Below are 24,373 nucleotides of genomic sequence, written 5' to 3' on the forward strand. Positions count from 1 at the left end.
TGGGCCCGTAGCTCATCTGGATAGAGCATCTGCCTTCTAAGCAGAGGGTAACAGGTTCGAGTCCTGTCGGGCCTACGAATGAAAATTCCTCAAGAACTACCCCGAGGTTTTTATTGCATGCGCCCTTAGCTCAATTGGATAGAGCATCGGTCTTCGGAACCGAGGGTTACAGGTTCAAATCCTGTAGGGCGTACTAAAAAGGACGAGAAAAGATTCGTCCTTTTTTATTTTTGCGCCGGATTCTACTTAATGGATCGTAAAACTATTTGAGGTAATGGTATCTGGATCATTTATGTCGCCATTCCAAAAAAGAGGGTATCGGAATCGGTACGTTCCCGGCTTGTGAACGACAAGTGAATCAGACATGTTCGTATACGGATCAATTGTCATTTCTTCCATAAGCGAATCCGGGCACACCAAACTGGTCCACTGAACCCATTGATCTTCCACCCATTTGTCCCGGTAATAATATACGTTACTCAAACATCCCTGAAAAACCACGCTTTCATTCGTATTGTTATAGATTGTAATAATGGTTTTTTCATTACGAATGTAATCCGTTTTGTCCGTAAATACCGTTACCCCGTATACTGTTGAGTTTTCTACAGGCGCCCTATCGTGGCTGCAGCCAAACAAAACTGAAACCAAAAGAGTTAGGATTAAGTGTCTCATGTATTCCTCCTTCTGTTATAAGGAGTATAGTTCATGCAGCCTCATAAAAATTACAAAAAAAATTGGAAATAATGAATATTTTTTGATTTTGCGTCGCTAAACGTCTAAATTATAGATACATATTATTTCTAAATTGATATCCCACCCAAAAGGAGGAGTAATTATGCAGGTCAAAAAAAGAAATATGGTAGCTCAGGTGTTCCTGGTGATTATCACGCTGGGTATTTACGCGATTTACTGGTTCTATCAAACGGCGAGTGAACTAAAAGGAATTGCCAATGATCCTGAAGCGTCTCCGGGATTGTGGACTGTATTACTATTTATTCCGTTCGGCGCTTTTTATTCCTACTATAAATACGGCGAATTATATGAGAAGGTGTCCACGGAAAAAATGAACCGCTGGTTACTTTTTGTGTTATGGCTTGTCTTTTCGCCGGCAGTCTGGTTTCTCGTGCAGATGGATCTTAATAAGCGCGCTGAAATCCCTGCAACTTCTGTTTGATAAATTGTATATAATTGAAAATCCCCGCTTCAATTGAACCGGGGATTTTTATTTTATACTAATAAGCAACTCTTACATTCCCTTTTCCCACCAACGCTGAGCGATGAGATTGTACATATTGTTCTGCCGCTCTCTTGCTGCTTTATAAATTTCATGATTCTGCGTGTTAGGATTAAAGGTGCGGCCCAGCGGCATCGGAATTTCTGCAGCGTTCCGAACTGATCCGATACCTTCCAAAGCCAATATCGCAGCTCCACGGGCAGAACCTTCCTGCTCGCCTGATTGCGTTACAGGTAATCCCATGACATCGGACATAATTTGCGTCAGCACTTCCGAATCAATGAACCCTCCTCCTGAAGCAATAATTTTTTTGATAGGCATATTTTGACGGTTAAAAATATCATACACCGCCGCATAACGATAACTCACGCTTTCCATTGTTGCGCGGACGATTTCCTCCCTTGAACTGTTCAGATTGAGTCCATATATCATACCACGGGCATTTTCATGCCATCCGGTGCTTCGCTCGCCCGCCCAAAAGGGCAGAACGGTAAGTCCGTGGCCATCCGGTTTACATTCGTTCATAGCTTTATCCACGCCTTTTTTCCCTCCCTCAACTCCGAGATGGGACACGATCCATTTCCTCAAATTCCCGCCGTCGCTTAAGGCACCGCCCATTAAAAATCTTTTTTTGTCTACGCGATAAACCCACAATTCCGGCGGAATAATTACCGAGTCAGCTTCCCAGCACACCCGCAAAGCGCCCGATGTGCCCATCACGATACAAAGCTGATCTTTCGCAACGCATCCCGTGCCGACGTTGGAACTCGCACCGTCACCTACTGCGGGAAACCAGGGAATATCGACCAGAGTCGGCCAACGCTTCGCATAGGTTGATTTTAATCCCTGCAGCGGTGTATCCATATCCCCAAGTTCAGAAAGATTTTGCGGAGTAATAGGCATTACGGCAAAAACTTTTTCATCCCATTTGCATGTGTTCTGATTTAATAACCCTGTTCCGGATGCCATGGAAATACTGCAAACCGCTTTTTCAAAAAAAACATAGTAGAGGTATTCGCCGATTGACATCCACTTATCTGTCTTGATAAAAGTCTCGTTATGTTCTTCGTTGAACCACATCAGCTTTGCCGGCAAGTAGCTTGGATGAATAACGCATCCCGTGCGGCTGTGAATTTCCTCCGGATTTAACTTTTGTTTTAATGCATCTATCACCAAACGCGGGCGTGTGTCGGCCCAACTGATCAGTGCGGTCGTCGGTTTACCGCTTTTATCGACGCCCATCAAATTATGCCAAAAGGTATCAAAACCTACTGCTTTGACCTCACCCGCATGTTTCCCAAGTTCTTCCATAATTTTGTCGATACATTCGGCCGTACTGTCCACAATAAATTTAGGATCGGCATACACGCCGCCATCCTGGCTTGTCGTAAACAAATACCCGACCTGATGCATAAGATTTTTCACCGGCCGCCCCAAAGCGTCGTAAACCAATGCTCTGGTAGAGGACGTACCTATATCAATGGCCAGGATAAGCGGTCGTTGTGCATTTTTCAGCTTAATAGGCTGATTCGTTTGCGTCTTCATAAATTCCTCCGAATGGATAAAGCAGTCGTATTCATAGTTTGTAAAATATGTGACGATGAGATAGAATGGTGTTTCTAATTTTATCGAAATTAAACCGAAGGGTCAAGGGTTATTTGATGCTCACTGCCTTGCTCCTTAAGTATGGTTTATAGGTAAAATAATCTTGAATTCGGAGCCTTTACCTTCATGACTTTCCACTTCAATATCGCCGTTGTGTTTTTTGACGATTCCATAGCTGACTGATAAGCCAAGCCCCATTCCTTTTCCGATGTCTTTGGTGGTAAAGAATGGATCAAAAACGCTCCGTACGACTGCTGCGCTCATGCCCACGCCGTTATCTTTAAAGTGAATAGCGATGTGATCGTCATCTTCTTTTCTTGTCACAATCCGAATCATCCCTTTTTCACGAATCGCTTCGGTTGCGTTGGTTAATATACTCAGAAAAACCTGATTGAGCAGTCCGGGTAATGCTTCAACCATAGGCAATGTGCTGAATTCCCTGACAATCTCGATCCGTCCTTCGTAATGCGGGCGCAGTATAGCCAGCGTCGATTCTATACCTTCGTGGACGTCATAAAGTATCATACCGCTGGCATCTACGCGCGAGAACTTGCGCAATTCTTCGACAATGACCTTAATTCGCTGAGATCCTTTCTTGCATGAAAGGATAATTGCCAATGTATCGCGTTTTACAAAATCATATTCGTGGTTTTTCTTTATCGTTTCCATTCCGGATTTGATTTTTTGAACGTCATTCGTTTCAATTATTTTTTCGTAATCGGAAATGATGCTGTCCCAACGGCTGATATGATCTTCCAGAATATACAGGTTACCGTCCACGAACGTGAGCGGATTATTTATTTCATGGGCAATGCCGGCCACCATCTGCCCAAGTGCAGACATTTTTTCCGCATGTACCAACTGAGTCTGCGTCGCCTGCAAAGTCTGTAACGTGTTCTCAAGTTTGTAATTGATATTTTTGAGATCGTCTCTTTGGCGCAAAATTTCCCTGGTTCGCTCCGCAACTTCAATTTCCAGTCGGTCTTTTTCCATTTGAATATGACGCACCCGATAACGAAACAATGATACACTGATCGCCGCCAAGGCAATAACGGAAAGGATCCGGAACCACCATGTTTTCCAAAATGGCGGTAAGATTGTTATCTTGACTGACACGCCTTCGTCGTTCCACACGCCGTCATTATTAGTGCCTTTTACCCGGAAAATATAGTCGCCATGATCAAGATTAGTGTAATTAACAAAACGACGAGAGCCGGCTAATATCCATTCCTTGTCAAATCCCTGAAGAAAATAGGAGTAATTATTTTTTTCAGAGTTCGTATAATCCAACGCGGCATATTCAAAAGAAAAATCCTCATTGTAAGGAAGCACAAATTCCTTTTTATTATCTACGGTCGTATGGTCCGTATCCAACAACAATTTATCAGAACGGCTGTATCGTTTAAATGCCGTAAAGACGAGCGACGGTGCATGCTGGTTATCCTTCACTTCATCGGGCTTAAACGAATTAAATCCAAACGTACCGCCAAAATAAAATGTGCCGCTCAATCCTTTATGATAGGAGCCAAACTTAAATTCATTATTTTGCAGGCCGTCCTTTACGTCATAATTTTTGAACGTACCTTTTTCTCCCGCTGGGCTGAAGCGGGAAAGGCCTTGAACCGTGCTAAGCCACAAGTTACCTTCTTCATCCGGAATGATCCCGTAAACGTAGTTATCGGGCAGACCGTCGCGTTCCTGTAACCTCACAAAAACATCTTCCCCGCGCTCGTTCGTAACCAACTTATTCAAGCCTGCGTTCGTTCCAATCCAAATATGGCCGTTTTTGTCTTCATTGATGGAAAATATCACATCGCTTCCGATACTCAGTGGATTTTGCGGATCGTTTTGATAACGAATGAATTTATGATCCGCAGTTCTGCCCCGGTCATCAAGGTGTAATTTATTCAGTCCACCTCCAAAAGTGCCTACCCACAAAACATTTCGACTGTCCATAAAAAGAGAACTGACTCGATTTTCACTCAAGCTGTTCTCGTCATTTGGATCATTTTTATAATGAACAAATTTCTCTACCCCATTCTCATTCGTCAACTGATCTAGACCTCCCCCAAACGTACCTATCCAGATATTTCCAAAACGGCCGATAGTAATACAACTGATGTCGTTATTACTTATGGTTTGCGAATTGGCGGCATTGTGTTTGTAATGAATGAACACACCTTCGTTTCCCGGATCATACTTATTCAATCCTCCGCCTTCTGTGCCGATCCAAAGAATACCTTTTTCATCTTCGGCTATCGAACGCACTTCATCATTACTCAAACTGCGGGGGTTTGACATGGTGTGACGATAAGACTTGAATGTACCAAGCAACGGGTCAAACTTATTAAGGCCGTCGTGAGTGCCTATCCAAATGAGGCCGGATTTACTTTCACAAAACGACCGGACAATATTATTACCCAGGCTGTTAGGGTTTTCGGGTGAATGTTTGAAATGTTTAAATTTTCCCCGTTTAAGATCCAGTTTATTTATGCCGCCGCCGCCGTAAGTTCCGATCCAAAGAATATCCGATCTATCAATAAAAAGGGAGCGCACTTCATTATCACTCAGACTGGAAGGATCGGTCGGCATGTTTTTATAGACCATAAACTTTTGCCGTGCGGCATCAAGAACATTTAGTCCTTCATTCGTACCTACCCATATTTGGTCTTTTCCATCCACACAAAGCGAGGCGACTGCGTTATCGCTAATCGAGTTGGGGTTGGCCTCATGGTGCTGATAGAAAGATATCCTTGCAGGTGATTGTGATCGATCTATCCTATTCAAACCCCCATCCTCTGTACCTACCCAAATAATTCCGGCATGATCCTGCGCGATTGCCGTAATGGATTCACTTGTGATTCGGTTCGGCGAGTTAAAGTCACTGCGGAAATGAGTCACGTTACCATTAGAATATAAATTTAATCCTTTTTTTGTTCCGGCCCAAACATCGCCGTTTGCTTCAACGAATAACACGGTGATCCAATTATCACTTAATCCAGTAATATTCTCGATCACAAAATCCGTTTTCCCGGAAACTTCCTTCGTGGTCAATTTATTCAGCCCGTTTTGCGTGCCAACCCAGATATTTCCGTTTTGGTCGGCGTAAAGCGCATTCACGCTATTATGACTGATATGATCGGGCTGGGATGTATCGGCCAGAAAGTGAGTAAAAACGCCGGTTTTGCGATCAAATCTATTGAGCCCTTTATTGATAGTAGCAACCCACAAATTCGATAAAGTATCTTCACAGATGGCCGTGATCCAATTATCCGATAAGGACATCGGGTCGGTAGGAACGGTTTTATACACCGTAAACACGTACCCGTCGAATTTGTTAAGCCCGTTGCGAGTACCAAACCACATGTACCCCCTGCTGTCCTGCAGAATGGAACTAATGGTGCTTTGCGACAAGCCATCGCTGCCTGTCACTTGGTCAAATCGCACAGAATTCATCTGTGCATTGACTACGGATGGCTGTATTCCGATAACCAGAACCATCATGATAGCTTTTATTAATCTCATACGGATATATTCTCCATTTACCTTTATGAATACTATTTAAAATAACCTCAGGACGCCGGGAGAGGAAGTGAAAAACTAAATACGGAACCCTTTCCTTTTTCACTTTCGACCCACACTCTGCCTCCATGCATTTCTACAACTTTTTTTACGATAGCCAGCCCGAGCCCGGTGCTGCTTTCGCCGCCTGTAGGGCGCGCGCTCAATTTCTTAAAACTGACAAAAACATTTTTCAGATCGTCCTGGCTAAACCCCTGTCCGGTATCTTCGACGTGAATAACAACCGCATCGGCATCCCGCAGACATGTAACAACAACATTTCCTCCAGGAAAAGTAAATTTAATTGCATTGCTGATAAGATTATCTAACACTTCTGAAATCCGGGCCCAATCGGCATTTATCTCCAAGCGGTCGATATCCTTATTAAAAATCATTCGGATATTTTTCTGTAAAGCGGAGCGCTGGTGCAGTTTCTCGCGTTCCTCTAAAATCTCCATGAGGTTTATTCTCTGCGTATTCATATGCACTTTACCTGACTCTATAGCTGAGATATCAAGCAATTCTGCGATCAGACGGTTCATGTGCTCCGACGTTTTGATCATCGACTTCAGGTCGTCTTTACTTTCTTCCGAATCGAAAACATTATTTTCCAGATCCTCCAGCATGATTTTAAGATATCCGTTGATCGTTCCTAACGGGTTGCGCAGATCGTGTGCGGCGATACCCAGAAATTCGTTTTTCTTATCATTGAGTAATTTAAGATCTTCCAAAAGGCGAGTCTTTATAAAGGCAGAAATAAAGTGTTCCTTGAGACTTATCAAAATTCCAAAATTTTCGTCATTAAAGGCATTTTCATCCGTCATGTTATCAAAAACCAAATAACCTTCGACCGTATCTTTTATTCTGATCTTCATGATCAACATACATTTCGGATAAGGCATGTGCGTCATTTTTTCAGACCCGGCCTGACGAAAAACATTCCTCACAATAGATATGTCTTCCGCTACGACTTTCGCTTCCTTACCATACCTTGCTTCAGCTTCTTCCGGGGTCAATGTAATATGCTGCAACTCCTGCATATCCCATCCCGCGCTTGCGACGTATCTAAACACACGTCGGTTGTTATCATAAGTCAGGGCACAAGCTCGTTCCACGTATTTAATCTGAGTGCTTTTTTCTAGAATAGATTGAAGCACGTCCGCAAAATTAAATTCCGAATTTATCGATTTGACAATTTCATTTATCTTTTCCAGCTCGTCTTTGCTTCGTTTGAGTTCGGCGGTACGTTCTGCAACCTCTCTTTCGAGTACAAATTTTTGAGTTTGAATGTTTCGAATTCGATAGTTATAACCTGCGTAGATAATAAGAGACAGTACGGTGACCGTAAGAATGATGAACCACCATGTTTTCCAGAATGGCGGTACAATTACGATTTTGATCACAACCGGATCTTTCGACCAAACATTGTCATTATTCGAGCCGTTGACCTTAAAATAATAGGTGCCTGGATTCACGTTAGTATACGTTGCATAACGGCGATAGCCTGCATTACTCCATTCAGGATCAAATCCTTCCAACATATATTGGTATTGATTTTTCTCGGGCAGGGTAAAATCAAGAGCGGCAAATTCAAAAGAAAAGAAATTATCTTTATATGAGAGCTCTATCGCACTTATGTCCTGCAATGCGCGGCCAAGATAGACCGGTTTGTCAAACTTTCTGAATTCCGTGATCACGACGACCGGAGAAAAAGGACTGCCTTTCACATCGTCCGGGTCAAAGAAATTAATACCGCCGACGCCTCCGAAATACATTCGCCCTTTCCTGTTCTTATAATAGGCGCCCTGGCCGAAAATATTGCTCTGAAGCCCGTCGTGCACATCGTAATTTCTGAACGAGCTCCAGTGCTCGTTTTCCATTCCATTTCCTAGTGAATGCGGTGAATGCACATTGAACTTACTGAGTCCTTTATTCGTACTGATCCATAGATTCCCTTTTGCATCAATCAGAATGCCGTGCACTACATCGTTGGCCAATCCGTCATTCGTTGTAATTCGCGTATTTTTTTCCGTTTGAATGTCGAAACGATTGAGCCCGCTGCCTTGTGTTCCAATCCATATTGTCCGTCCATCGGGATCCGCTGCAATGGATAAAATATCATTGCCGCTAATGCTGTTCACATCGCTATCAGTATGCATATACCTAACGAACCGCTCTGTTTTCTTATCAAATCGATTTACACCGCCGCCGTACGTGCCGATCCACAGGTTACCGTTCCTATCCTCTGCGATTGCTCGAACTTCGCTGCTGCTTAAACTCTGTGGATTGTTGGAAGCATATTGGAAAGATTTGAATAACCCCGTCATCGGATCAAATCTGTTCAGTCCTTTATAGGTACCTATCCAAAGAATGCCGTCGTCGTCTCCGTGAATCACTCGCACGCGATTATCGCTGAGACTCGCGGAATTTTTCGGATCGTTTGTGTACCGTTTGAATTTCCCGGTTCGCGGGTCTAAACGATTTACACCGCCGCCGCTCGTGCCGACCCAAATATAGCCGTCTGTATCCTGGAAAATTCCGCGGGTAAAATTGCTGCTGATGCTGTTGGGGTCAGTCCGGTCATTCACATAATGAGTAAAACGATCGTTTGCGACATCGTATCTGTCCAGGCCTTTATCCGTACTAATCCAAAGGATATTACCCTCTTTTTTTTCTTCTTCGTAAATCGCCCACACACGATTATCAATAAGACTGTTGGCATTGGCTGGATTATTCGAGATGAGATTGAATTTTGAAGGTTTGAGATCCAGTTTGTTCAATCCACCTCCGCGAGTCCCTATCCACAAGTTATCGGTTCTATCTGCGTAAATGACCCGCACGTCGTTTTGACTCAGACTGTTCGGATTAAAAGCTTCATTCGTAAACTGAAAAAGACGGTCAGTTTTCGGATCGTATTTTATCAGTCCGCTTTCTAATGTTCCGAACCATATAAAACCGTTCTTGTCTTCATATATCGAATTGATGTTATTATTAGGGCTGAGATATCTAGTGCACTCCAAGGTTTCTGAATCCATTCTGTTCAACCCGCTTTGCGTTCCGACCCAAAGTTGTCCCACACGATCAACATAAAGAGAACGAACAAAGTTGTGACTTATGGATGTGCTGTTTCCGGGTATATTTTTATAAGTAATAAATCTGTTTTGTGTTGAAGCGGCAGAGAGTTTATTTAATCCGTCGTTGGTTCCAAACCATAAATTCCCGGATGAATCTTCTGCAATAGCCCATATACGATCATGGCTAATGCTGGACGGATTCGACGGATCGTGTTTAAATACCGAAAAAGTTTCCTTTTCTATATTAAAAAGATTCAGGCCTCCGCTGTACGTTCCGACCCAAAGGTTCCCTTTGCTGTCTTCAAAAAGCGTTTGCACTCGATCATCGCTGATACTTTGAGACTTTGATGGATTGTGTTTATAATGATAAAATTTTTCGTTCGCCGGGTCGTATCGATCCAGCCCGCCTCCCCAAGTGGCCAGCCAAAGGAATCCATACCGATCTTCCAGTATTGAGCTTATATTGCCATTGGCGATTGAATTCGAATCCATAGGATCATGCATAAAGGTCTTGATCTCATATCCGTCGTATCGGTTAAGGCCACCTTCCGTCGCAACCCAAAGGAATCCTTTTCGATCCTGCAGAATGGAATACACCGTACCGTGGGACAATTCCTGCTCAAGTGAAATATGGTGGAATTTGACGTTGCCCTTTTGTGCTAACAAGAAGCCGCGCGCGCTCAGGAAAATAAGTATGAAGATGATCAGAATTTTACGTATCATAAATTTTCGAAACGTTGCTTCGTCAAATTTTGATCTGAGGGAAGTATTATATAAAAATAGGTGACTTAAATTTATTATTAAGCGGTTATATGAGTTCGGATAAGACTTAGCGTAGCTGAATTAATTTAGGCAGAGGAGGGGTTATTATCAATAGCTATTAAGAATTTTTGACCTGTTGTCATTATGTAGTAGGATGAATCGGCAGTGAGAAACTGAAGGTCGAACCTTTTCCTTTTTCGCTTTCTACCCAGACGCGACCGCCGTGTTTTTCGACGATCTTCTTCACAATGGCTAATCCCAAACCCGTGCTGACTTCTCCGGCCGTTGGCCGGGCACTGAGGCGTTTAAACGAACTGAATATTTGTTGTAAATCATTCTCATTCAAGCCTTGTCCGCTATCCTGAACACTCGTGATAACCTCGTTAATCTTCAATTCACAAAAAACCCACCTGAAAACATATTTGTACGCATTGAAGTAGATACCCTCGGGAGTCGGCCAAATATCCCACACGTCAGAGAATTCGCGGTACGATTGAGGTACCTTATCCAGCATGGAAACGAACTGCAATTGGCCGATAGAATCGGGCGAAAGAAAGCCGAAATCACCTTTAGCCCCGACGTAAATTCGCCCCGTAGTATCTATCGCCAGTGACCGTACGACCGTATGATTCGGAATGACTATAAGGCGCCAACTAACACCATCATATTCGAGAACCCCTTCATTGTTTCCAAAATACATTACGCCGCGATGATCTTGCACAATGGACCAATTCTGTGTGCCCGTGTTGTAATCTTTCGTGGTGTAATTTCTCTGAAAAGGACGGCCTATTTCTTTTGAATAAGTATCTGTTGACTGCGCGATCAGATGAGGAATTGATCTGGCAAAAAAATAGATGATGAGAATCCAATAATACATAACTCTCTTTCACCGCACGGAGTGATGAAAAACCGTGTAAGACTTCATCCGAAAAAAACAGGGAATACCACCGCTTGTCTGCACAAGCGGATTTTGGAAAACCAAGTTAATCACAAATTCGTGTGATATCTTCGTTCAAGTAATCTTTTAATACAAATCTTGTGTATTTAAGAAATCTTCACTTAGCAGGTTATTTGAGTTTTGAGATTAGTTTCTAAACGTTTAGACATGATATTCAGAGTAGTATGTTAAATGTAGGCAGAAGAGGGGTTATTATCAATGACTTTTAAGAATTTCCGGATCGCGGGTGAATTGACGTTCCGTTCATTTCTTGCTTTCTTCAAGCGTTCTTCTCAGAATGGGCAGAACGGCCTTATCCTTTTCAGCTCCGATTTCTTCTTTCACTTGAATCAGGCTTCGGAGAGTGTGAACCTTGATCGAATAGGCTTCCAATTGAATCGGTTCTGTTTCGGAATCGAAATCCTTAAACTCTCTTCTATTTCCGATGCTCCCCAACACATTCAACGGGCCGAATTTGGTCATCAAAAGATGATGTCCTGCACCGCCCAGTGCAGACAACTCGGGAAAGATTTTAATATCCGTTCTTGTTCTATAAAACGCGCCTATCTCGCGTAATGCGTCAAAGAGATTATATAAATTCTTTTCAGAACGTTCGTGCACAATGTCAAGATCAAAAGTCGTTATGGGAGCCCCTTGAATCACAGCAGATACGCCACCGGTTACAAAAAATTTGACATTATGATTTGTTAAGATTTCAAGGATCTTTATAAAATCAGGGTTCATGGCGTTTTTTTCTTAGAAGAAAAATATTTTTCAATTGGCTTTGAAGCGTTTCTACTCTTTTTTGAGGAGAGAGGGATAGCATCCAGCGGATTAACGTGAGATCCACGCCGTCTGAACTGATGATCGGTTCATTTCCTTTTTCAATAATTTCTGGCTGATCGGTGTTGTTCATTATGGTGTGAACGAATAGGTTTATTCTAATATTGCATTCTTTAATTCCGTCTCAAAATCCACGATCTCCTTAATATTATTTAAAAACCAAGGATCAATATAAGAATGTTTGTGAATGTCCTCCACCGTCATTCCCAGCTTCATCGCATCACGGATCGCGAAAATACGTTGGGCGTTGGGGACGCGTAATAGTTTGATAACATCCTTCAGGATCGCCTGACGCATTTTATCATCGGCGATATCAATGTCACATACATCTTTCCCATCGGCGCCCAGACCGTAACGTCCGTTTTCAAGCGAACGCAACGCTTTTTGCAGAGACTCTTTGAAATTACGCCCGAACGACATTGCTTCGCCAACCGACTTCATCTGAACATTGAGCGTCGTATTAGCGCCGGGAAATTTTTCAAAATCCCAACGCGGAATTTTTGTAACCACGTAATCTATAGTTGGCTCGAATGAAGCGGGCGTTTTTTTGGTGATGTCATTCGGAATTTCATCCAATGCGTATCCGACGGCCAATTTGGCTGCGATCTTTGCAATAGGAAATCCCGTCGCTTTGGATGCAAGTGCGGAACTGCGCGATACGCGCGGATTCATCTCGATCACGATCATATCGCCGTTCTTTGGATTTATCGCAAACTGAATATTCGACCCGCCGGTCTCCACGCCGATCGTACGAATAATCTTCATGGCCGCATCGCGCATTTTCTGGTATTCCTTATCCGTCAATGTCTGCGCGGGGGCGACGGTGATGGAATCGCCGGTGTGGACTCCCATGGGATCGAAATTTTCTATCGAACAAATGATAACAACGTTATCCTTGTGATCGCGCATCACTTCAAGTTCGTATTCTTTCCACCCGATCACGGAATCCTCCACGAGCACTTCATTAATTGGGCTTGCGGCCAGCGCCTTTACGATCAGATCGCTGTACTCATCTATATTATACGCAACAGCGCCTCCGGTTCCGCCAAGCGTGAATGACGGACGCATTATGATTGGATAATCAAGCTGCTCTTCCGCTTCCATTCCTTCTTTTACGTCCTTTACAAAAAAACCCTTTGGAACTTTCATGCCGATATTCTCCATCGCGGCTTTAAAAAGTTCCCGATCTTCGGCGGTCTGAATGGATTCAAATTTTGCGCCGATCATTTCAACGCCGTATTTGTCCAGAATGCCTTGTTTGACCAATTCCACCGCCGTGTTGAGCGCGGTCTGGCCGCCCATCGTGGGTAGGAGCACGTCGGGACGTTCACGCTCGATAATTTTCTCGACCATTTGGGGGGTAATAGGTTCAATATAGATGCGGTCGGCCGTTTCCGGATCGGTCATGATCGTCGCAGGGTTGCTGTTGATCAGAATAACCCGATAGCCTTCTTCTTTCAAAGCGCGGCAAGCCTGTGTGCCGGAATAATCAAATTCGCAAGACTGGCCGATCACAATGGGCCCGCTGCCGATGATCAGAACGGACTTTATGTCGGTTCGTTTTGGCATTTTCTTAATGAATAATGAAGAATGAGTAATGAATAATAAGGTTCATTTTTTTATTCAGGTGGTTTTTAGAATTAAGCCAATAATGGGCTTCTTTCGCTTCTTTGTAAGCAATTGAAATTTTGTTCGAGAAATCGGCCTTAGAAATACAGCCATCTGCTTCTTCTAATTTTACGCCAATCGAAGTAGCCGTTTCGCAAAATTTGCTTTGTAAAGAATATTTTCTTTTTTCTCTTCCTTCAAAAACTTATATAAATTTGCGATTCTAATTGCAAAAGCGAATGACATTTCATTAATTACATTTTCTTTCCTATTATTCAATAATCATTATCCATTATTCATTATACTAAGTATTCTCTTCATCAGTAAAATTAACAGGCTCTCCATTCTGCTCTTCAAGTTTCAAAGCCGACGTATCTATTTTGATCGGCTCTTCATGATTACATGTCATACATAGAAGATAGTCGCCTTTACGTTTGGTGATTTTCTTGACCATGTATGCGGCATCGCAATGTGGACAACGCTCATTCACCGGTTCATTCCACAAAATAAAATCGCAGTTCGGATAATTTGCGCAGCCATAGAAAAATTTTCCGAAACGCGATTTGCGGCGAACAATCTGTCCTCCGTCTTTAGGGCAAATAATGTCGGGAACGATGTCGAGAATCGGCTTGGTCGTCTTGCAAGTTGGGTAATTAGAACACGCCATAAATTTACCGTACTTACCGATCTTGATCACCATCGGGCTTTCGCATTTGGGACATTTCTCATCTGTCATTTCCGGCTCCGGCGGAGCTTCGCCATCCTTCGCAAGCTTTTTGATATTTTTGCAATCCGGATATCCGGAGCAGGCCATAAATTTTCCGTACCGGCCCCACTTGATAATCATCGGCTTGCTGCAGAGTTCGCACACCTCGTCCGTCTTTTCCTGCATCGACTCTTTGACTTCGGCCTTTTTCGATTCAACCTCTTTCATGTTTTTAGCGAATGCACGGTAGAAATCGTCCAGAACCTTTTTGTATGAAAGTTCGCCTTCTTCGATCTTGTCGAGTTCTTCTTCCATCTCTGCGGTAAACTTGATATTAAACAGCTCCGAAAAATAATTGCTCAATATATGATTGACCGATTTACCAAGTTCCGTCGCAAAAAGCTTACGTTCTTTGATCTCGGCGTATTCGCGATCTACGATCGTACTTACGATCATAGCATACGTGCTCGGCCGGCCAATACCCAGTGTGTCGAGTTCCTTGATAAGCGAACTTTCAGTGAAGCGCGCGGGCGGCTTGGTAAAATGCTGTTCAGGTAACAGCTCCATCAAATTAAGTTTGTCGTTAATTTTCAAGTCCGGTGGAAGCAGCGCGTTGACTTCGTCATCATCGCCGTTATCGTCTTTTTTATCGCCTTCATCGCGGCCTTCTTCATATACCTGCAAAAAGCCGCGGAATTTCATGATAGAACCGGTCGCACGGAACAAATATTCGTCCGCCGTAATGTCGATCGTCGTTTGATCCATGATCGCCGGCATCATCTGCGACGCGACGAAACGATTCCACACCAGTTCGTATAATTTTAATTGCTGCGGGGTGAGATATTTGGCGATCAATTTCGGCGTGTAGGCGACGTTGGTCGGACGGATCGCTTCATGCGCGTCCTGCATATTGGCTTTTTTATTTTTGAATTCGTTGGGTCCCGGCGGCAGAAATTCTTTTCCAAAGGACGCGTAAATAAATTCACGCAAGGATGCGACAGCCGAATCCGCGACGCGCGTGGAGTCCGTACGCATATACGTAATAAGGCCGGTCAAACCTTCTTCGCCCAGCTCAACGCCTTCGTATAACTGCTGCGCAATCATCATGGTCATTTTCGGGGAGAAACTGTTTTTCCGCGACGCTTCCTGCTGGAGAGAACTCGTGGTAAACGGCGCCGAAGCATTTCTTTTTGTTTCACGCCTGCGGATATCTTTGATGATAAATTCTTTTTTCCGGATGTCCTCGACATAGCCGCGCGCAACTTCGTCACGGTCGATCACCGGTTTTTTTCCGTCGACAAAATGTAATGAGGCCTTAAACGGATCGGAATCCCGCGCCTGCAATTTGGAGTGGATCGACCAGTATTCCTGTGTGATAAATGCTTCGATCTCCGCTTCGCGTTTGCATACTAATTGCAACGCGACTGACTGCACGCGGCCGGCGGAGGTTCCGCGCCGGATCACGGTCCAGAGGAACGGGCTCACTTTGTACCCGACGATACGATCGAGCACGCGGCGCGCCTGCTGCGCTTTGACCAACTTGTCGTCGATTTTGAGCGGATGCGCCATCGCCTCTGCAATGCCGGATTTGGTAATTTCATTAAAGAGAACACGTGAAATTTTCGGATTATTTTTATCGATTTCTCCCGCAATATGCCATGCGATCGCCTCTCCCTCGCGGTCAGGGTCGGTTGCGATAAAAACTTCCTGCGTCGAAGCCGCCATGGTCTTCAGTTTGCGAATTACGTCCTGTTTGCCGTCAATAATACGGTATTCGGGCGTATATCCGTTCTCTACGTCAATGCCTAATTTAGTCGAAGGAAGATTCTTGATGTGCCCGATCGACGCTTCTACGACAAAATTACTTCCGAGATATTTATTGATGGTTTTTGCTTTGGAAGGCGATTCGACGATAACGAGAGATTTACTTCCGCGTTTTATATTTTTGTCAATTTCAATTTCGATATGATCCTTGACCGTTTTCGTTTTCTTGAAGCCCCCCCGTTTACCTTTTGAATATTTTGAGGGCGCTTTGGAATCCGCAGCTATAGGTTCTTCTGCTTCTGCTTTTGCTTTGGCTTTTACGGACTTAGGCAAGACTGTTTTTTTCTTTTTAATTTTTTTTTCCGGCATGAAAAAACTTTCGATAATCGTATTTGTAAAATAAAATTATTTAAAAAAATTTTTCTAATTTATAAATAAATGATGCAAATGCAAGGTTATTTATTATGACAGCGATGAACAAATAATAATTTGTTTAAAAAAAACCGTATACATACATTGTCCCAACCGATTCTTTTCAATAAAACACCCATGAGCATGAGCCGACGAAATAGCCTTCTGGCGCTGATCTTTTTAGCGGCGCTTGCTTTGTCCACGTACTTGATTCGAATTAATTACACCTCGGTCGAATACGTTTCTCCTGGGCAAATTCCATTGACTTCAGACACAACGAAAGCGCGTGAATGGTTTGTGACCGGCGCAAAGTTGACCGATCAGAGCAAGTATGATAGTTCGTTGAGTTATTTTGCGGACGCCTCCGCGATCTATAAGGAATCCGGATTATGGGAAGACTATGTTAATAGTATGAATTATCTCAATGACAACTACCGCCGTCTAGGAAAATATGATACCTCTTTTGTACTCTTAACAGCAACGATCGACACGGCGCTGCACCATCTTGGTGAAATGCATGCATCCACGGCCATGGCGATCAACAAGCTCGGATTGTGGTATCGGGACAATGGGGAATATGAAAAAGCGCTGGAATCCTTTAATCGAGCATTATCCATACGCCTCAAAGTATTACCGACAGATCACATGGATATTGGATGGAGCTATAATAATATAGGTCTTGTGCAATACGATAATGGAAATTTCAATTCTGCTCTTCGCAGTTATCAAAAAGTCATTCCCATATTTATAAAAAATCTTGGTGAGAAGAGCGGACAGTTGGCTGTACTGTATACCAACATCGCTAATACACTGCAACTCAAAGGCGATCAAGAAAAAGCCTTAGATTATATCAGTCTTTCATTAGAAATACGAATACAACTTTTTGGTCCTGATCACGTAACGCTGGCTCACAACTACACCGTCATTGGAAATATATATTTAGGGAAAAGAGATTTTGACAAAGCATTCAAATTTTATAATCGAGCTCTTTCAATCAGTATGAATACTTTAGGTGAATTCCATCCCAACATTGGGCATAATCTTTATAATTTGGGTTTTGCTTATAAGGAAGCGGAGCAATCTGAGAATGCGTTGCTTTTCTTCAGAAAAGCATTGTTCATGTGGGAAAAGAAATTCGGTTCTCAACATCCTTTAGTTGCTCGGGTTTGCGACGAGATAGGAGTTCAACTTCTCACGCAGACACATTATGACAGCGCCTTGTTTTATTTTAACAGGGCGCTCCTGATATGGACAGAAAAGCCCGGAAGAAAAGGATTCCGCCGCGCCTATGAATTCAGTCACATTGGAACCACATATTTGAAAAAGGGAAAATTCAATGATGCGCTGAGATACTACGATCTTGCTTTATCTATAAACAAAGAATATTACGGTGAGAAACATATTGAGGTATCTCAGTCCTATTCGGATATAGCTGATGCATATGTGAGTGTCCGAGATTATAAAAATGCACTCTGGTATAATACGCGCGCCATTGAAGCGTTGGTATTGAACGAATCGAAAGAAACATCAGAAATGATAACGGTGAACGCAGTCAGACTGCTATTGGCTTTTGACATGAAAGGCGATATTCTGCGCGAAATCTATTACAAGAAAACGCTGCGGCAGGAAGACCTGCGGAGGTCATTTTCTGCATATGAATCCGCAGTCCTTTGGTTGGATAAAATTCGCCGCGAATATTCTTCAGAAGATTCAAAATTATTACTCGGTAAAAAAATGAACCAAATCTTTGAAAAAGGAATCAGCACGGCGTACGACCTTTTCACTTTGACCCGAGATAGTTCATTTGTAGAAAAGGCGTTCCTTTTTTCTGAAAAAAGTAAAGCTGTTATACTGACCGAAGCCATTATCGATGAGAAGGCCAGAATAAATGCCGGTATCCCCGATTCACTGCTCGATTATGAAAATCAATTACGGGCGCGTATCGGTTTCTATAACAAGAAACTCTTTGCTGAGCAAAATGAAGACGAATTTGGAAGTAAAAAGTATCGTACGATCCAGGATAAAATATTTGCATTGACCACCGAATATGAAAAGCATTTGCGGCTTATCGAAGAGTCCTATCCTCAATACTATGATCTAAAATACCGTTCTTCGGTCATCTCACTGGAAGAGTTACAAAAAAATATTCCAGACTCCTCTGTTTTGTTGGAATATTATCTCGGTGATCGACAATGTTTCGTATTTTGTATTGACAATAATCAGTTCCGGTGGGTTGCATTGGACACAGATTCAATAATTCTAAAGCAAATTAACAATATGCGCAGAGGAATTGAAACACAAGATTTTAGATCCTACTCGGAATCGGCCTATTATTTATACAATCGCCTGATTAACTCCATTCGGATTACCGATGCCACCCATCTCATCATCATACCCGACGGACTCTTGTCTACAATTCCTTTCGAAGCCTTGCTCACAAAACCTGCCGGTGAAAGTATGGATTATTCCGATCTCGCCTATTTGATCAAAGATTTCAATATAAGCTACGCCTACTCTTCTACTTTACTGTATCAAAATTTAGATCTTCAAACAAATCTAAAAAATAATTTGATCGGATTCTCCCCTTCTATCTTCAAATAATATTACTTTTAGAGTCCTGTTTGCGTATTCGCCGGCCAGCATTTGAAAATTTTTTTATGCAATTTCTATAAACCAGCCGTCTTATGAGTACATAAACTAAATTTCCAAACTTAGAAGGAGAATGGTCATGAAAAACTCAAAAGTGATTGCAGTATGGTTTTATTTATTTTTAATTCTCGCTATCGCAGCATGCGGCGGTTCGGAGGGCATTGTCAATAGTAATTCATCTAATAAAGAAGCGGCTGCCGATCAGGAAATAAACAACGATGGTAATGACGGTATACACTATTTTGACACGCCGACTGACGGTGGCGGTACCGGGGGAAATTAGTATAGAAAAACCTTCTTTCGGGTCATTGATTTTCGCAGAGTTAAAAAAGTCACGACGAAGATTACTGCGACTAGGCTAAAGAACCAATATCCACCGTCATCGCCGGGCGGCGTCAACTTCAGCGGTTTGGTATCGCCGATCGTGACAAGGCCCGCCCAATAGTAGGGATTGGACAAAACCGGATCACGGCTGTTAATAAAAAATAGTTTGGCATCGCGCAAGGCAGCATCTTTCGAGCTGCCTTGCGCCAATCCCTCGTAAAATTTATTGACGATGACGGAGGTCGATTTGTCATCTATGGCCCAGAGGCTCATAACTACACTGGGACAGCCGGCATAGACAAATCCGCGCGCAAGACTCATCATGCCTTCGCCTTTTACGCTCTTCCCCGTTCCGGTGTAACAGGCGCTGAGCACAGCCATATTGGCGTGCAGCCGCATGTAATACAATTCATACAAATGCAAAAACCCGTCTTCCTCCGATTCCGGGTTTTTGGAAAATACAAATTTCGAATACAGCGGTTCCTTATCGTCCAGAATAACGTGCGTGGCGAGATGAATGATTCCAAACCGTCCTGCATTCTGCTTGAACGCATCTTCGGTTGCGTTTCGTCCGACATAGAGATCGCTTTGAACCAACCCGGAGGCGTTGGTCAGCTCTTTCTCCGCCCATGGCAGATCGCGTAAGCGCAGGGTGTCTCTTGATTTATCCACATTCTCATCCTGGCCAAAAACATGAAATTGTAAAAAGAAAATACCGATGCAACATAGCCGGATGAAATATTTTTTCTTAATCATATCGTGCGTTCATAAAGGAAATTTAATGGCTCGCTGTTGATTTTAGCGGGAAGGTTCCCAGCATGTCGTTCTGTAAGAATCTTTTTAGTTCCTAAGAAAAAACCTCCATACAACAAGGAAATCCCCTTGGGTCATTAATTCTTTAAGACATTTACTCTCAGCGAAAGACCGGTTCACCTCTGATCCAATTACTCATTGCTCGTATTCATTCTTTCTTTGCCGTGGAGTTCCTTCTTTAATTCAAAAAAGATTCCTACAGAACGACATAGCCGGCCATGCCGATCAAGAAAGAACCCTTTATTCGTTCTTGATTCGTTCCAGAAGTGATCGGGCTGAATCCGTGAAGTAACCGTTTTTATTCACAACCCTTACAAGAATAGTTTTCGCCTCATTGATATTATCGAGTTTCAGATTCGCTAACGCAAGATACCACTCCGCCGCATCGGCAATACGTGTGTCTTGAGAATAGGAAGCCTTCTGAAGATGCGCTATCGATTCCAGATCATCGTTAGATATCAACGCGCTTATACCGCAGTATAAATGCGCAGAAAGATTATTCGGGTTCTGATCGATAAATTCGCTTAGCATGCCTTTCGCCAGCGTGTAATCCTCCAATTCATACGCAGCCATTGCTTCTTCCAGTAAAGTCTCCTGACTTTGACTGCGCGACAGAGGGATAGTATTGGAATATGGCTTCAGGTACTCATCGGCAAGTTGACGGTTGGGATCATGCGACATCCAATAGCCGAAGCCGCTGAAAGCAATAAGTACGAGCGCAGCGGCGGAATAGTAAGCCAACTTCGATCCGCGCCGTGCCGGAACGGAACGAAGGAACTTCTTTTGAATCTCCCGACGGGTTTGTTCCAGATGGCTTCGGAGTTCTTTCTCTGAATTAAATTTACGCGCTCCGGCAATAAGATCGTAACACAGATCGCATTCAGTAAAATGATTTTCAATCTGAAACCTTTCTTCGTCCGCAATCTTGTGAAATAGATATCTGATGATATCCTCTTCCGTAAGACATGAATTGGCATCATGGCCGGCGAAATTATTGCCGACCGCGCGGTTAGACTTTAGATGTTTTAACATGAACCCCCCTTTTTTCTAAATACATTATAATATTTCTTCGGGCGTTTTGAAGGCGGCTACGCACCTTATCCATATCCCATTGTTTTATTTCCATGATCTCATTATAGCTTTTTTTCTTAAAATAGAACAATTTGACACACTCTTTTTGCTCCGGGTCTAACTTCCTTACTGCTTCTTGAAGTAATTCGACCTGATCCTCATTGGTACCCATAAGACGGTCAAATTGGGGAAATTGCATAAATAAATTTTCATCATCATCGGAAATAGGAACAAACTCACATTGAATGTTATTGTTTTTGTTAACTTTGTCCAAACAAAAATTTTTTGTTACATGATAAAGCCACGATTTGAAATTCTTAACGTCAATTTCCACGAGCTTGTTTGAAATTTTGGTAAAGATCTCGATGGCGGCATCGTCAGAATCAACCTTGGTTTCAAAATATTTATTGCAGAGAAAGTAAACCAAATAGGCATAACGACTAAATAATTCACTGAGATAGCGTTCGTCCCGTGAATGACGATACGACCCTATTAATTCTCCGTCGGTAAAGTTCCTGAATTTTTCAAACGATAAAAACATCTCTCAAACCGTCAGTTTTAACAAATCGAATTACAAAATTATTCGGGTGTAAGTTTTTATTTTTAAATACTTTAATTGCGTTAAATCAATAAATTTAAAAAAATATTTATGCAATTTTCACATTTTCCCGTCTTATGTACAAGAGAGTGACTCAAATACTACTTACAAAGGCGAAACCATGTTACCTGAAATAATAACCAAAGTCTACACCATGAATAACCTGCAGAATTACACTCCATCTCCAGCACATAATTCCGGAGACCCGGCGCCGCCTTACGAAATGGATGAGATCATGTTGATGTTTGGCGACATATTCGATTGCATTAATAACGACGGCACCATAAAACCCAAATGGGAACTTGATCAAATGGGCCTGGCCTATCTTCCTTTTACCATTCCGCTGGCCGCGTGTCCGTCTATTGAAGTGGACAAAATATACTGCCATAAAAAACTAATTTCAACCTTTACGAATGTTTTTCGGATCATTCATGAAAGAAACCTCAGGCCGTATGTTCGCTCGTACGGCGGTTGTTTTAACTATCGCAGTAAATACAACGATTCCAGGTTATCCACGCACAGCTGGGGCATCGCGATCGACCTCAATCCCGAAACCAATCTGCCCGGCACTCGCGGCGATATGCATCCGGAGATCGTGGAAATATTCCAGTCTTATGGATTTGAATGGGGCGGCAGTTGGAAAAGAAGAGAAAAAAATCCGATGCATTTCCAATGGTGCACAGGTTATTAATACTAAATTCTCATGGGTCTCTAACTAGTCACATAATCAGCTAAGGCCGGTCCTGTACTGGGATTGGAATTCTGCTCTATCATTTCTAAACCGGCTTGGCCGGGCCTGCTGATTAGTTCTCGTTCCAATTTGTTTAGAAATTAGTAAATCTATCCATAATACAAATTACATTTCCCCATGACAGTCAGTTCACCTCACCCGCGAACGACCCGGGTTCGTTTCATCACCGGCATGGTATGTACTCGGCCCGGGCTCTATATATTTGATCGATATGCCGATCATTCCGACCAACCCAGTCCCGCATCCGATGAAATCAATATCACATTACGACAAGGCAATGTTTTTCCGCCGGTGCGTTCCGCAGGCAAATCGGCGTGGTGGAAATGGGATAGAGAAATTTAAACACAACACAGAATCCCGAACTATTTGGAAGACAGCATTTTTTAAGGGAGATGTCTATGCCGGAAAGAATCTTGTATTATGCGACCAACCGAAAACACGAAGGCGATCGTTGGAAGCCGACCGGGTATGGAACAAAATTCAGCGACGACGGGCTGGAAAATTTACGGTTTGGTAAGGTCACTGTTTCGGCCGACGAAGCAAAAGTAACAAAATTTGCGAGTTCGGATACCGGGAAGATCGGAACGGGAGACGGCGAAGCCATGAGCAAATATTTTACCGGCGTTGCCGGAAGCGCTGACATTCGCGCATTCGAGGAATCGATCGATCCGAAGATCGCCGATACCGCTCAGGATGCAAAACTCGGTTCCGCCGCGATGTTTAGCGAAATGAAATCGATCATGATGGAAGCGACCGATGTGCTCGTGTACATACACGGGTTTAACGTGTCATGGCAGAGCGCCGTCGGATCGGCCCTCGGCCTTCAGGAAATGCTGCGTCAGAGCAAGGCAGCCGATCGGGCGCAAAACGTTGCCGTCGTACTCTTCACCTGGCCCTCGGACGGAAAGGCGCTCCCGTTCGTGTCCTACAAATCCGACCGTACGGAGAGCAAGGCTTCCGGTTACGCGTTTGCGCGCGGATTATTGAAATTACGCGACTTCCTGATGAAGCTTAAACATACTCTTCCGCCCGAACAGCTCTGCAAACAAAACATCCATCTCCTGTGTCACTCGATGGGTAACTATGTTCTGCAAAATTCGCTCCGCCGCTTATACGACTTCACTCCGGGTTCTGCTCTGCCGCGGATCTTCGAACACCTATTTTTATGCGCGCCGGATATAGACGACGACGTTTTCGAAGCGGGAAAACCGATGGCCATGCTTAGCGAAATAACCGCCCATGTCACGATTTATTACAATCGCGAAGATAAAGCGCTTCACATTTCGGATTACACCAAGGGTAATCCCGATCGCCTTGGAACCAATGGCGCTTCCCATCCTCAGCTATTACACAACAAAATTCATCAGGTCGATTGCACGCCCGTTGTAGACAAAGGATTCACCGAGCACCGTTATTATCTCAGCGGCAACGTCTGCGCGGACATTCGCAAGAGTATCGACGAGATACCTCAGGACGGCAACCGGCCATGGAGACAGGCCACGCATCAGGCCAATGCCTGGGTCATGAAAAGCGACAAATAATTGACAACCTCAAGGATTTTTTACTATGAAATCGCTATGGCAATTATGCGCCGTGGTATCGGTCTATGTTATTTTCATAAATACCGATGGCTTGAACGCACAGAAGATCAAAGACTTCTCA

At 43.3% G+C, this 24,373-nt stretch carries 18 protein-coding genes, 2 tRNA genes and 1 pseudogene; 8 read left to right on the forward strand and 13 right to left on the reverse strand.

The annotated features are described in order from the left end of the window. Position 1 precedes the first annotated feature (1 nt). Together F9K33_07300 and F9K33_07305 are read left to right on the forward strand one after the other, a co-directional pair. A tRNA-Arg gene (locus F9K33_07300) sits at positions 2-75 on the forward strand. 44 nt (positions 76-119) lie between these two features. Next, positions 120-193, forward strand: a tRNA-Arg gene (locus F9K33_07305). Positions 194-246: 53 nt separating this feature from the next. Here F9K33_07305 and F9K33_07310 read toward each other — a convergent pair. Next, positions 247-672 (reverse strand): hypothetical protein, encoded by a 426-nt coding sequence (locus F9K33_07310; GenBank protein KAB2879968.1) that lies wholly within the window; start codon positions 670-672, stop codon positions 247-249. A gap of 163 nt (positions 673-835) precedes the next feature. Between F9K33_07310 and F9K33_07315 the strand changes: the two genes are divergently transcribed. Next, entirely contained in the window at positions 836-1,174 is a 339-nt protein-coding gene (locus F9K33_07315; protein KAB2879969.1) for a DUF4234 domain-containing protein, read from the forward strand. 72 nt (positions 1,175-1,246) lie between these two features. On the opposite strand, the gene F9K33_07320 is transcribed toward F9K33_07315, so the two are convergent. The 9 genes and pseudogenes from F9K33_07320 to topA form a co-directional block, all read right to left on the reverse strand. Continuing rightward, on the reverse strand, positions 1,247-2,779 hold the full coding sequence (locus tag F9K33_07320) for a gluconokinase (protein KAB2879970.1): 1,533 nt from the start codon (positions 2,777-2,779) through the stop codon (positions 1,247-1,249). 135 nt (positions 2,780-2,914) lie between these two features. Further along, on the reverse strand, positions 2,915-6,364 hold the full coding sequence (locus F9K33_07325) for a hypothetical protein (GenBank protein ID KAB2879971.1): 3,450 nt from the start codon (positions 6,362-6,364) through the stop codon (positions 2,915-2,917). Between the two features lie 47 nt (positions 6,365-6,411). Next, positions 6,412-10,197, reverse strand: a complete 3,786-nt coding sequence (locus F9K33_07330; protein ID KAB2879972.1) for a hypothetical protein — start codon at positions 10,195-10,197, stop codon at positions 6,412-6,414. A 181-nt stretch (positions 10,198-10,378) separates the two neighbouring features. Beyond that, positions 10,379-11,113, reverse strand: coding sequence for an ATP-binding protein (locus F9K33_07335; GenBank protein ID KAB2879973.1), 735 nt, complete (start codon positions 11,111-11,113; stop codon positions 10,379-10,381). A gap of 324 nt (positions 11,114-11,437) precedes the next feature. After that, positions 11,438-11,917, reverse strand: coding sequence for a hypothetical protein (locus F9K33_07340; protein KAB2879974.1), 480 nt, complete (start codon positions 11,915-11,917; stop codon positions 11,438-11,440). Next, a complete protein-coding gene (locus tag F9K33_07345; GenBank protein ID KAB2879975.1) occupies positions 11,907-12,089 on the reverse strand; it encodes a hypothetical protein in 183 nt (60 codons plus the stop codon). The genes F9K33_07340 and F9K33_07345 overlap by 11 nt, the downstream gene beginning before the upstream one ends. A 20-nt stretch (positions 12,090-12,109) precedes the next feature. Continuing rightward, positions 12,110-13,585, reverse strand: coding sequence for a carbamoyl-phosphate synthase large subunit (gene carB, locus F9K33_07350; GenBank protein KAB2879976.1), 1,476 nt, complete (start codon positions 13,583-13,585; stop codon positions 12,110-12,112). A 4-nt stretch (positions 13,586-13,589) separates the two neighbouring features. Continuing rightward, positions 13,590-13,778: pseudogene (locus F9K33_07355) on the reverse strand (four helix bundle protein). Positions 13,779-13,928: 150 nt separating this feature from the next. Further along, entirely contained in the window at positions 13,929-16,463 is a 2,535-nt protein-coding gene (topA, locus tag F9K33_07360) for a type I DNA topoisomerase (GenBank protein ID KAB2879977.1), read from the reverse strand. A 180-nt stretch (positions 16,464-16,643) separates the two neighbouring features. Between topA and F9K33_07365 the strand changes: the two genes are divergently transcribed. Then, on the forward strand, positions 16,644-19,106 hold the full coding sequence (locus F9K33_07365; GenBank protein KAB2879978.1) for a tetratricopeptide repeat protein: 2,463 nt from the start codon (positions 16,644-16,646) through the stop codon (positions 19,104-19,106). Between the two features lie 127 nt (positions 19,107-19,233). Next, complete coding sequence (locus F9K33_07370; GenBank protein KAB2879979.1) at positions 19,234-19,437, forward strand: hypothetical protein; 204 nt, start codon at positions 19,234-19,236, stop codon at positions 19,435-19,437. Here F9K33_07370 and F9K33_07375 read toward each other — a convergent pair. The 3 genes from F9K33_07375 to F9K33_07385 form a co-directional block, all read right to left on the reverse strand. Beyond that, positions 19,434-20,234, reverse strand: a complete 801-nt coding sequence (locus F9K33_07375) for a CHAT domain-containing protein (GenBank protein KAB2879980.1) — start codon at positions 20,232-20,234, stop codon at positions 19,434-19,436. The genes F9K33_07370 and F9K33_07375 overlap by 4 nt on opposite strands. Before the next feature lie 297 nt (positions 20,235-20,531). Continuing rightward, on the reverse strand, positions 20,532-21,323 hold the full coding sequence (locus F9K33_07380) for a hypothetical protein (protein ID KAB2879981.1): 792 nt from the start codon (positions 21,321-21,323) through the stop codon (positions 20,532-20,534). Further along, positions 21,301-21,903, reverse strand: coding sequence for a sigma-70 family RNA polymerase sigma factor (locus tag F9K33_07385; GenBank protein KAB2879982.1), 603 nt, complete (start codon positions 21,901-21,903; stop codon positions 21,301-21,303). Before F9K33_07385 ends, F9K33_07380 begins: the two co-directional genes overlap by 23 nt. A gap of 178 nt (positions 21,904-22,081) precedes the next feature. Here F9K33_07385 and F9K33_07390 point away from each other — a divergent pair, with 178 nt between their 5' ends. From F9K33_07390 to F9K33_07400, 3 genes are all read left to right on the forward strand, one after another. Then, positions 22,082-22,651, forward strand: coding sequence for a M15 family metallopeptidase (locus F9K33_07390; protein KAB2879983.1), 570 nt, complete (start codon positions 22,082-22,084; stop codon positions 22,649-22,651). 177 nt (positions 22,652-22,828) lie between these two features. Next, positions 22,829-23,053: a YjzC family protein gene (locus F9K33_07395; GenBank protein KAB2879984.1), complete on the forward strand. Its 225-nt coding sequence runs from the start codon at positions 22,829-22,831 to the stop codon at positions 23,051-23,053. Positions 23,054-23,103: 50 nt separating this feature from the next. Then, positions 23,104-24,252, forward strand: a complete 1,149-nt coding sequence (locus F9K33_07400; protein ID KAB2879985.1) for an alpha/beta hydrolase — start codon at positions 23,104-23,106, stop codon at positions 24,250-24,252. The last annotated feature ends 121 nt before the right edge of the window (positions 24,253-24,373 follow it).

Source organism: bacterium (assembly GCA_008933615.1).
Lineage (GTDB): Bacteria > CLD3 > CLD3 > SB21 > SB21 > SB21.

Bases quoted from the DNA above. Each gene is read 5' to 3' on its own strand.
- F9K33_07375 (KAB2879980.1), bottom strand. From the start codon at position 20,234: ATGATTAAGAAAAAATATTTCATCCGGCTATGTTGCATCGGTATTTTC.
- F9K33_07320 (KAB2879970.1), bottom strand. From the start codon at position 2,779: ATGAAGACGCAAACGAATCAGCCTATTAAGCTGAAAAATGCACAACGA.
- F9K33_07365 (KAB2879978.1), top strand. From the start codon at position 16,644: ATGAGCATGAGCCGACGAAATAGCCTTCTGGCGCTGATCTTTTTAGCG.
- F9K33_07370 (KAB2879979.1), top strand. From the start codon at position 19,234: ATGAAAAACTCAAAAGTGATTGCAGTATGGTTTTATTTATTTTTAATT.
- F9K33_07385 (KAB2879982.1), bottom strand. From the start codon at position 21,903: ATGTTTTTATCGTTTGAAAAATTCAGGAACTTTACCGACGGAGAATTA.
- F9K33_07345 (KAB2879975.1), bottom strand. From the start codon at position 12,089: ATGAACAACACCGATCAGCCAGAAATTATTGAAAAAGGAAATGAACCG.
- F9K33_07400 (KAB2879985.1), top strand. From the start codon at position 23,104: ATGTCTATGCCGGAAAGAATCTTGTATTATGCGACCAACCGAAAACAC.
- F9K33_07310 (KAB2879968.1), bottom strand. From the start codon at position 672: ATGAGACACTTAATCCTAACTCTTTTGGTTTCAGTTTTGTTTGGCTGC.
- F9K33_07325 (KAB2879971.1), bottom strand. From the start codon at position 6,364: ATGAGATTAATAAAAGCTATCATGATGGTTCTGGTTATCGGAATACAG.
- F9K33_07390 (KAB2879983.1), top strand. From the start codon at position 22,082: ATGTTACCTGAAATAATAACCAAAGTCTACACCATGAATAACCTGCAG.
- F9K33_07340 (KAB2879974.1), bottom strand. From the start codon at position 11,917: ATGAACCCTGATTTTATAAAGATCCTTGAAATCTTAACAAATCATAAT.
- F9K33_07335 (KAB2879973.1), bottom strand. From the start codon at position 11,113: ATGTATTATTGGATTCTCATCATCTATTTTTTTGCCAGATCAATTCCT.
- topA (KAB2879977.1), bottom strand. From the start codon at position 16,463: ATGCCGGAAAAAAAAATTAAAAAGAAAAAAACAGTCTTGCCTAAGTCC.
- F9K33_07330 (KAB2879972.1), bottom strand. From the start codon at position 10,197: ATGATACGTAAAATTCTGATCATCTTCATACTTATTTTCCTGAGCGCG.
- F9K33_07395 (KAB2879984.1), top strand. From the start codon at position 22,829: ATGACAGTCAGTTCACCTCACCCGCGAACGACCCGGGTTCGTTTCATC.
- F9K33_07315 (KAB2879969.1), top strand. From the start codon at position 836: ATGCAGGTCAAAAAAAGAAATATGGTAGCTCAGGTGTTCCTGGTGATT.
- carB (KAB2879976.1), bottom strand. From the start codon at position 13,585: ATGCCAAAACGAACCGACATAAAGTCCGTTCTGATCATCGGCAGCGGG.
- F9K33_07380 (KAB2879981.1), bottom strand. From the start codon at position 21,323: ATGTTAAAACATCTAAAGTCTAACCGCGCGGTCGGCAATAATTTCGCC.